6 protein-coding genes are annotated in these 6,806 nt (G+C 71.0%); 4 read left to right on the top strand and 2 right to left on the bottom strand.

What is annotated here, in order from left to right; translation table 11 throughout:
• Window positions 1-188: 188 nt before the first annotated feature.
• Window positions 189-380 (top strand): DUF1059 domain-containing protein, encoded by a 192-nt coding sequence (locus ABZ951_RS27855; protein WP_344086368.1) that lies wholly within the window; start codon window positions 189-191, stop codon window positions 378-380.
• A 6-nt stretch (window positions 381-386) separates the two neighbouring features.
• Here ABZ951_RS27855 and ABZ951_RS27850 read toward each other — a convergent pair whose 3' ends face one another.
• Together ABZ951_RS27850 and ABZ951_RS27845 are read right to left on the bottom strand one after the other, a co-directional pair.
• Window positions 387-2,780, bottom strand: coding sequence for a cation-translocating P-type ATPase (locus ABZ951_RS27850; RefSeq protein WP_344086365.1), 2,394 nt, complete (start codon window positions 2,778-2,780; stop codon window positions 387-389).
• Between the two features lie 20 nt (window positions 2,781-2,800).
• On the bottom strand, window positions 2,801-3,091 hold the full coding sequence (locus ABZ951_RS27845; protein ID WP_344086362.1) for a DUF2530 domain-containing protein: 291 nt from the start codon (window positions 3,089-3,091) through the stop codon (window positions 2,801-2,803).
• A 214-nt stretch (window positions 3,092-3,305) separates the two neighbouring features.
• Here ABZ951_RS27845 and ABZ951_RS27840 point away from each other — a divergent pair, with 214 nt between their 5' ends.
• The 3 genes from ABZ951_RS27840 to ABZ951_RS27830 all read left to right on the top strand — a co-directional run bounded on the left by ABZ951_RS27840 (window position 3,306) and on the right by ABZ951_RS27830 (window position 6,748).
• Window positions 3,306-4,775 carry an NCS2 family permease gene (locus tag ABZ951_RS27840; RefSeq protein WP_344086359.1) on the top strand — a complete coding sequence of 490 codons (1,470 nt, stop codon included), beginning with the start codon at window positions 3,306-3,308 and terminating at the stop codon, window positions 4,773-4,775.
• 120 nt (window positions 4,776-4,895) lie between these two features.
• Window positions 4,896-5,333 (top strand): MarR family transcriptional regulator, encoded by a 438-nt coding sequence (locus ABZ951_RS27835; RefSeq protein ID WP_344086356.1) that lies wholly within the window; start codon window positions 4,896-4,898, stop codon window positions 5,331-5,333.
• A gap of 29 nt (window positions 5,334-5,362) precedes the next feature.
• Entirely contained in the window at window positions 5,363-6,748 is a 1,386-nt protein-coding gene (locus ABZ951_RS27830; RefSeq protein WP_344086353.1) for an MFS transporter, read from the top strand.
• Window positions 6,749-6,806: the final 58 nt, after the last annotated feature.

Below are 6,806 nucleotides of genomic sequence, written 5' to 3'. Positions count from 1 at the left end.
GGGGCGTAAAGCGAAGCAGCCCCGAACACCCCACCCGCGCAGGCCCGACACCGCACCTGAACAGCCCCGCGCAGCGGACACGCCCCCCGCAGGGGCAGCGGCGCCACACCCAGCAACGCCCCGCGCAGCGGAAACGGCACCGTACCCACCGACGTACCCCGACCTACCCTGGAAGGGAGGAGGCCGTCATGACCAGGAAAGTCGCGGACTGCCGCAGGTTCCCCAGCGAAACGAACTGCACCCTCACCATCACCGGCGAGGAGGACGAGGTTCTCGACGCCGCCACCGAGCACGCCGTGTCCGTCCACCGGCACCAGCCCACCCCGGAGCTGCGGGAGCAGCTGAGGGAGTTCCTGGAGGACGAGAAGGCCAAGGCCTGACCGACGTCAGGCGGGGAAGCGGCGCCCCACCCAGCGCCACGTCAGCTCCAGCACCAGGGACGCCAGCGCCGCGATGCCCACGGCGGCCCACGGCAGGGTCGTGCCCACGAGCTTCAGGGCGAAGAAGCGCTGTAGCCACGGCGTCAGCAGGACGATCACAAAGCCCGCGCCCATTGCCGCGACCAGCACGATCCGCCACCAGGTGTAGGGCCGCGCGATGATCGCGAGGACCCACATGGAGATCAGGAACAGGGTCAGCGTCGCCGCGCTGGTCTCCGCGTCCAGCGCGCCGGGCCCGCTGTAGTGGTGGCGGGCCAGCAGGTACGCGGCGAAGGTCGCCCCGCCCGCGATGAGGCCGGCCGGGACGGAGTAGCGCATCACGCGCCGGACGAAGTGCGGCTTGGCGCGTTCCTTGTTGGGGGCCAGGGCCAGGAAGAACGCCGGCACGCCGATCGTCAGGGTCGACAGGAGCGTCAGGTGGCGCGGCAGGAACGGGTAGGGGACCTGCGCGCAGACGACGAGGACCGCCAGCAGCACGGAGTAGACGGTCTTGGTGAGGAAGAGCGTCGCCACGCGGGTGATGTTGCCGATGACGCGGCGGCCCTCGGCCACGACCGACGGCAGGGTGGCGAAGCTGTTGTTCAGGAGCACGATCTGGGCGACGGCCCGGGTCGCCTCGGAGCCGGAGCCCATGGCGACGCCGATGTCGGCGTCCTTGAGGGCCAGGACGTCGTTGACGCCGTCGCCGGTCATGGCGACGGTGTGCCCGCGGGACTGCAGGGCCGCGACCATGTCCCGCTTCTGCTGCGGGGTGACGCGGCCGAAGACCGAGCCGTCCTCCAGGACGCGGGCCATCTCCTCCCGTTCCGCCGGCAGCCGGCGCGCGTCCACCGGCTCCTGGGCGCCGGGCAGGCCGAGCTTGGCGGCGACAGCGCCGACGGAGACGGCGTTGTCACCGGAGATGACCTTGGCGGAGACCTGCTGGTCGGCGAAGTAGCGCAGGGTGTCGCCGGCGTCGGGGCGCAGCCGCTGTTCGAGGACGATCAGGGCGGTGGGGCGGGCGCCGTCGGTGACGTGCGGGTCGTCGAGAGCGTGCCCGGCGCGGGCCAGGAGGAGGACGCGCAGCCCCTGGGCGTTGAGGTCCTCGATCTCGGTGAGCACCGCGTCGCCGGCGGGCAGCAGCACGTCGGGGGCGCCGAGCAGCCAGGTGCCGCTCTCGCCGTCGGGGCCCTCCAGCGCGGCGCCGCTGTACTTGCGGGCGGAGGAAAAGGGCAGCGCCGCGGTGCAGCGCCAGTGGGGGCTCGCGGGGTGGGCGTCGATGATGGCCTGGAGGCTGGCGTTGGGGCGGGGGTCGGACGCGCCGAGCGCGCCGAGCACCTGGCGCACGAAGGGCTCGTCGGTGCCGGAGCCGGGCAGGACGCGCAGCGCGGTGACGTCCATGCCGCCCTCGGTGAGGGTGCCGGTCTTGTCCAGGCAGACGACGTCGACGCGCGCCAGGCCCTCGATCGCGGGCAGCTCCTGCACCAGGCACTGCTTGCGGCCCAGGCGGATGACGCCGATGGCGAAAGCCACGGAGGTGAGCAGCACCAGGCCCTCGGGGACCATGGGAACGATGCCGGCGACCATCCGCCGGACCGCTTCCTTCCAGTCGTCCTTCTCGACGACCAGCTGGCTGATGATCAGGCCGACGGCGGTGGGGACCATCATCCACGTCACGTACTTGAGGATCTGGCTGATGCCGGTGCGCAGCTCGGAGTGGACGAGCGTGAAGCGGGACGCCTCCTCGGCGAGCTGGGCGGCGTAAGCCTCGCGGCCGACCTTGGTGGCGGTGAAGGCCCCGCCCCCGGCGACGACGAACGAGCCGGACATCACCTTGTCGCCGGGCTGCTTCAGGACGGGGTCGGCCTCGCCGGTGAGCAGCGACTCGTCGATCTCCAGCCCGTCGGCCTCCAGGACCTCGCCGTCGACGACGCACTTGTCGCCGGGCCCGAGCTCGATGAGGTCACCGAGGACGATCTCGCCGGTGGGCAGGGGCGTGGGCACTCCGTCGCGGCGGACGGTGGGTTTGGACTCGCCGATGACGGCGAGGGAGTCGAGGGTCTTCTTGGCCCGCAGTTCCTGGACGATGCCGATCGCGGTGTTGGCGACGATCACGAAGCCGAAGAGGCCGTCCTGGATCGGGCCGACGACGAGGATGATCAGGAAGAGGACGCCGATGATGGCGTTGAAGCGGGTGAAGACGTTGGCCCGGACGATCTCCGCGGTGGAGCGGGAGGAGCGGACGGGTACGTCGTTGACCTCGCCCCGCGAGACGCGCTCGGCGACCTCGGCCACGGTCAGGCCGGGGTGCGGGCCCGGCAGGGCGGCTTCCTCGGTAGCGGTCTGCGCCGGATCGCTCATGAGTCCGACGGTACGGGCGGTCAGCCCGGTTCACCTTCCGAACCGGCCGGAACGGCGCTCTCCCGTGCCGCGGCGTGGCGCCGGAGGGCGGCCTCCCGGCCACGGACGTACCAGACGCCGATCAGGCCCAGGCCGCCGCCGGCCAGGCAGGTCCACAGCCACCACAGGTGCCCGTGGTCGTCGTACCAGCCGTAGAAGGGGAGCTGGACGAGGAAGAGGACGAACCACAGGGCGGTGCCGCCGGTGATGGTGGCGACGACATTGCCCTCCAGGGGCTCGGGCGCCTCGTGTCTGGGTGTCCACTTCGTCATGGCGCAAGGGTAGTCCGTAGGTCCGGCCCCGCCGCGGCGGAGGTCATGCCCCATAGGGGTCTACGCGCGGAGATAGCAATTCGGGGCTTGGTTATTCATACTGAATCGGACCGGATCTGACTGGCTGGTTTTGTTTGATCATCCAATCAAGATCTTTTATTTTCTGTTTTTCCTCACCTCGCCTCCCCCCAGGCCCGTACGACTGAGGTCCCGTATGCCCTCCTCGGCCACCTCCCCGGTCGACGCCCAGCCGCCGTCCCCCACGCCGCCGCCCGCGGGCCCCCTCGACCGGTACTTCCGGATCACCGAGCGGGGCTCGTCGATCACCCGTGAGCTGCGCGGTGGCCTGGCCACCTTCTTTGCGATGGCGTACATCGTCGTACTGAACCCGATCATCCTCGGGGCCGGTCAGGACAAGTTCGGGCACCAGCTCGACAACGCCCAGCTGGTCACCGCCACCGCGCTGATGGCCGGGCTCAGCACCGTCCTCATGGGCGCCATCGGCAACGTCCCGATCGCCTGCGCCGCCGGCCTCGGCATCAACGCCGTCGTCTCGCTCCAGCTCGCCCCCAAGATGAGCTGGCCCGACGCCATGGGCATGGTCGTCCTGGCCGGCCTGGTGCTGATGCTCCTGGTCGCCTCCGGTCTGCGGCAGCGCGTCATGGACGCCATCCCCGGCGGGCTGCGGCGCGCCATCGCCATCGGCATCGGCCTGTTCATCTCGCTGATCGGCCTGGTGGACTCCGGCTTCGTCACCCGCAACCCCGACGCCGCGCACACCACCGTGCCGCTCGGCCTCGGCCAGGGCGGCCAGCTGCACGGCTGGCCGGTGCTGGTCTTCGCGATCGGCCTGGCGCTCACCTTCATCCTGGTCGTCCGCCGGACCCGGGGCGCGATCCTCATCGGCATCGTCGTGATGACCTTCGTCGCGATCGTCATCAACACCCTCGCGGACATCCCCGACGCCCAGTGGGGCCTGAGCATCCCCGAGGTCCCGGACAGCATCGTCGGCGCCCCCGACTTCGGTCTCGTCGGTGACATCAGCCTCTTCGGCGGCTTCCACGAGGTCGGCCTGCTGACCGGCTGCCTCTTCGTCTTCACCGTGCTGCTGTCCGGCTTCTTCGACGCGATGGGCACGATCATCGGCGTCGGCGAGGAGGCCGGGCTGACGGACGAGAACGGCCAGCTGCCCAACATGGGCAAGATCCTGATGGTCGACGGCGTCGCCGTCGCCGCGGGCGGCCTCGGCTCCGCCTCCGCCAACACCTGCTTCGTGGAGTCCACGGCCGGTGTCGGCGAGGGCGCCCGCACGGGCCTGGCGAACCTGATGACGGGCGGGCTGTTCCTGCTGGCCCTGGTCTTCACCCCGCTGGCCACCGTCGTCCCCTCGCAGGCCGCCACCCCCGCGCTGCTCGTCGTCGGCTTCCTGATCATGGCGGCCAACGTCAAGGAGATCGACTGGAGCGACTTCACCATCGCGGTCCCGGCGTTCCTGACGATCATCTCGATGCCGTTCACCTACTCGATCACCAACGGCATCGGCCTCGGCGTCCTCGCCTTCATCCTGCTGCGCATCGCCGACCGGCGGGCCCGGGAGATCCCCTGGCTGCTGAACGTGGTCGGGCTCTGCTTCCTCGTCTACTTCCTCCTCGACCCGATCGAGCAGGTGCTGGGCGTGAAGTAGCGGGTGCTGATCTGAAGCAGCCGGTGCCCCGAGGGGCGCGGCGGGGCGGCCGGGCGAAGGCCCGGCCGCCCCTTTTTATTCCGCTTTATTTAGCCCGGGTAATGAGTTAACCTAAGGAACATGTCGGACCCTGGCTCTGAAGTCGACACCGCCGCGGTGAACTCCCTGCGCTCCGGTGTCATGCGTCTGTCGCGTCGGCTCAAGCACCAGAGGGTCGACGAGTCGCTCAGCCCCACCGAGATGTCGGTGCTGGGCACCCTCGCCGGCTGCGGCTCCGCCACCCCCGGCGAGCTCGCCCGCAAGGAACACGTGCAGCCCCCGTCGATGACCCGCATCGTCGCCCTGCTCGAAGCCAAGGGCCTGGTCCGGCTGGAGCCGCACCCCGAGGACCGCCGCCAGAAGGTGGTCACCCAGACGGAGCGGGCCGAGGCCATGCTCGAAGAGAGCCGGCGCAAGCGCAACGTCTGGCTCACCGAACTGGTCGGTCAGCTCGACGAGGACGACTGGGCGACGCTGCGCGCCGCCGCGCCCGTCCTGGAGAAGCTCGCGCACCTGTAAGAACGGCACAAGGAGGAGGCGAACCCACTTTGAGTACGGGACCCGGAGCACACTCCGCACCCGCACCGAAAACCCCCGACGACGACACCCGCACCACCGCCCTGACCCGGCCCAAGGGCGGCACCTTCAGCTCGCTCCGGGTCCGCAACTACCGGCTGTTCGCCACCGGCCAGGTGGTCTCCAACACCGGCACGTGGATGCAGCGCATCGCCCAGGACTGGCTGGTCCTCAGCATCACCGGCTCCTCCGCCGCCGTCGGCATCACCACGGCCCTGCAATTCCTGCCCATGCTGCTCCTCGGGCTCTACGGCGGCGTCATCGCCGACCGCTACCCCAAGCGGCGCCTGCTGCTGTTCACCCAGGCCGCGATGGCCGTCACCGGGCTCGCCCTCGCCGCCCTCACCCTCTCCGGCCACGTCCAGGTCTGGCACGTCTACCTCATCGCCTTCGCCCTCGGCCTCGTCACGGTCGTCGACAACCCCGTCCGCCAGGCGTTCGTCGCCGAGATGGTCGGCCCGGACGACCTGCGCAACGCCGTCAGCCTGAACTCCGCGAACTTCCAGTCCGCCCGCCTCGTCGGCCCCGCCGTCGCCGGTGTGCTGATCACCGCCGTCGGCAGCGGCTGGGCGTTCCTCCTCAACGGCCTGTCCTTCGCCGCGCCCATCGCCGCCCTGCTGCTGATGCGCACGGCCGAGCTCCACAAGGCCGAGCGCGCGCCGCGCGGCAAGGGCCAGCTCCGCGAGGGCCTGCGCTACGTGGCCGGGCGCCCCGACCTGTTCTGGCCCATCGTCCTCGTCGGCTTCATCGGCACCTTCGGCTTCAACTTCCCCATCTGGCTGACCGCCTTCGTCAACGACGTCTTCCACGCCGGCGCCGGCACCTACGGCCTGCTCAACACCCTCATGGCGGCCGGCTCCCTGGTGGGCGCGCTGCTCGCCGCCCGGCGCGGCACCTCCCGGCTGCGCGTGCTCGTCGGGGCGGCCGTGGCCTTCGGCCTGCTGGAGATCACCGCCGCGCTCTCGCCCCAGTTCTGGGTCTTCGCGGCGCTGCTGGTGCCGATCGGCATGGTCGGCCTGACGGTCAACGTCACCGCCAACTCCAGCCTCCAGCTCGCCACCGACCCCGCGATGCGGGGCCGGGTGATGAGCCTGTTCATGATGGTCTTCATGGGCGGCACCCCGCTGGGCGCACCCCTCGTCGGCTACGTCACCGACGTCTACGGCGCGCGGACCGGCTTCCTCGCGGGCGGTGCCGTCTCCCTGCTGGCGGCCCTCACCGTCGGCTTCGTCCTGGCCCGCGTCGGCGGGCTGCGGCTCAAGGTCGACCTGCGGCGGGGCCGCACCCACGTGGCGTTCGTCCCCCGGCGGCCGGTGCCGCGGGAGAACCAGGAGAACACCGTGACCGTCGCGGCGTGAACCGCACCCCTCCCCGGCCGGCGGCCCTCCCGCCGGCCGGGGCACGGCAGGGCCGATC

Source organism: Streptomyces sp. NPDC046215 (assembly GCF_040646215.1).
Taxonomy (GTDB): Bacteria; Actinomycetota; Actinomycetes; order Streptomycetales; family Streptomycetaceae; genus Streptomyces; species Streptomyces stramineus.
The sequence above is the reverse complement of the archived record's forward strand: the minus strand, read 5'-3'. Positions and strand labels throughout refer to the sequence as shown.

Excerpts from the sequence above, each read along its gene's own strand:
- ABZ951_RS27835 (WP_344086356.1), top strand. The coding sequence starts at position 4,896 with ATGTCGGACCCTGGCTCTGAAGTCGACACCGCCGCGGTGAACTCCCTG.
- ABZ951_RS27855 (WP_344086368.1), top strand. The coding sequence starts at position 189 with ATGACCAGGAAAGTCGCGGACTGCCGCAGGTTCCCCAGCGAAACGAAC.
- ABZ951_RS27850 (WP_344086365.1), bottom strand. The coding sequence starts at position 2,780 with ATGAGCGATCCGGCGCAGACCGCTACCGAGGAAGCCGCCCTGCCGGGC.
- ABZ951_RS27845 (WP_344086362.1), bottom strand. The coding sequence starts at position 3,091 with ATGACGAAGTGGACACCCAGACACGAGGCGCCCGAGCCCCTGGAGGGC.
- ABZ951_RS27840 (WP_344086359.1), top strand. The coding sequence starts at position 3,306 with ATGCCCTCCTCGGCCACCTCCCCGGTCGACGCCCAGCCGCCGTCCCCC.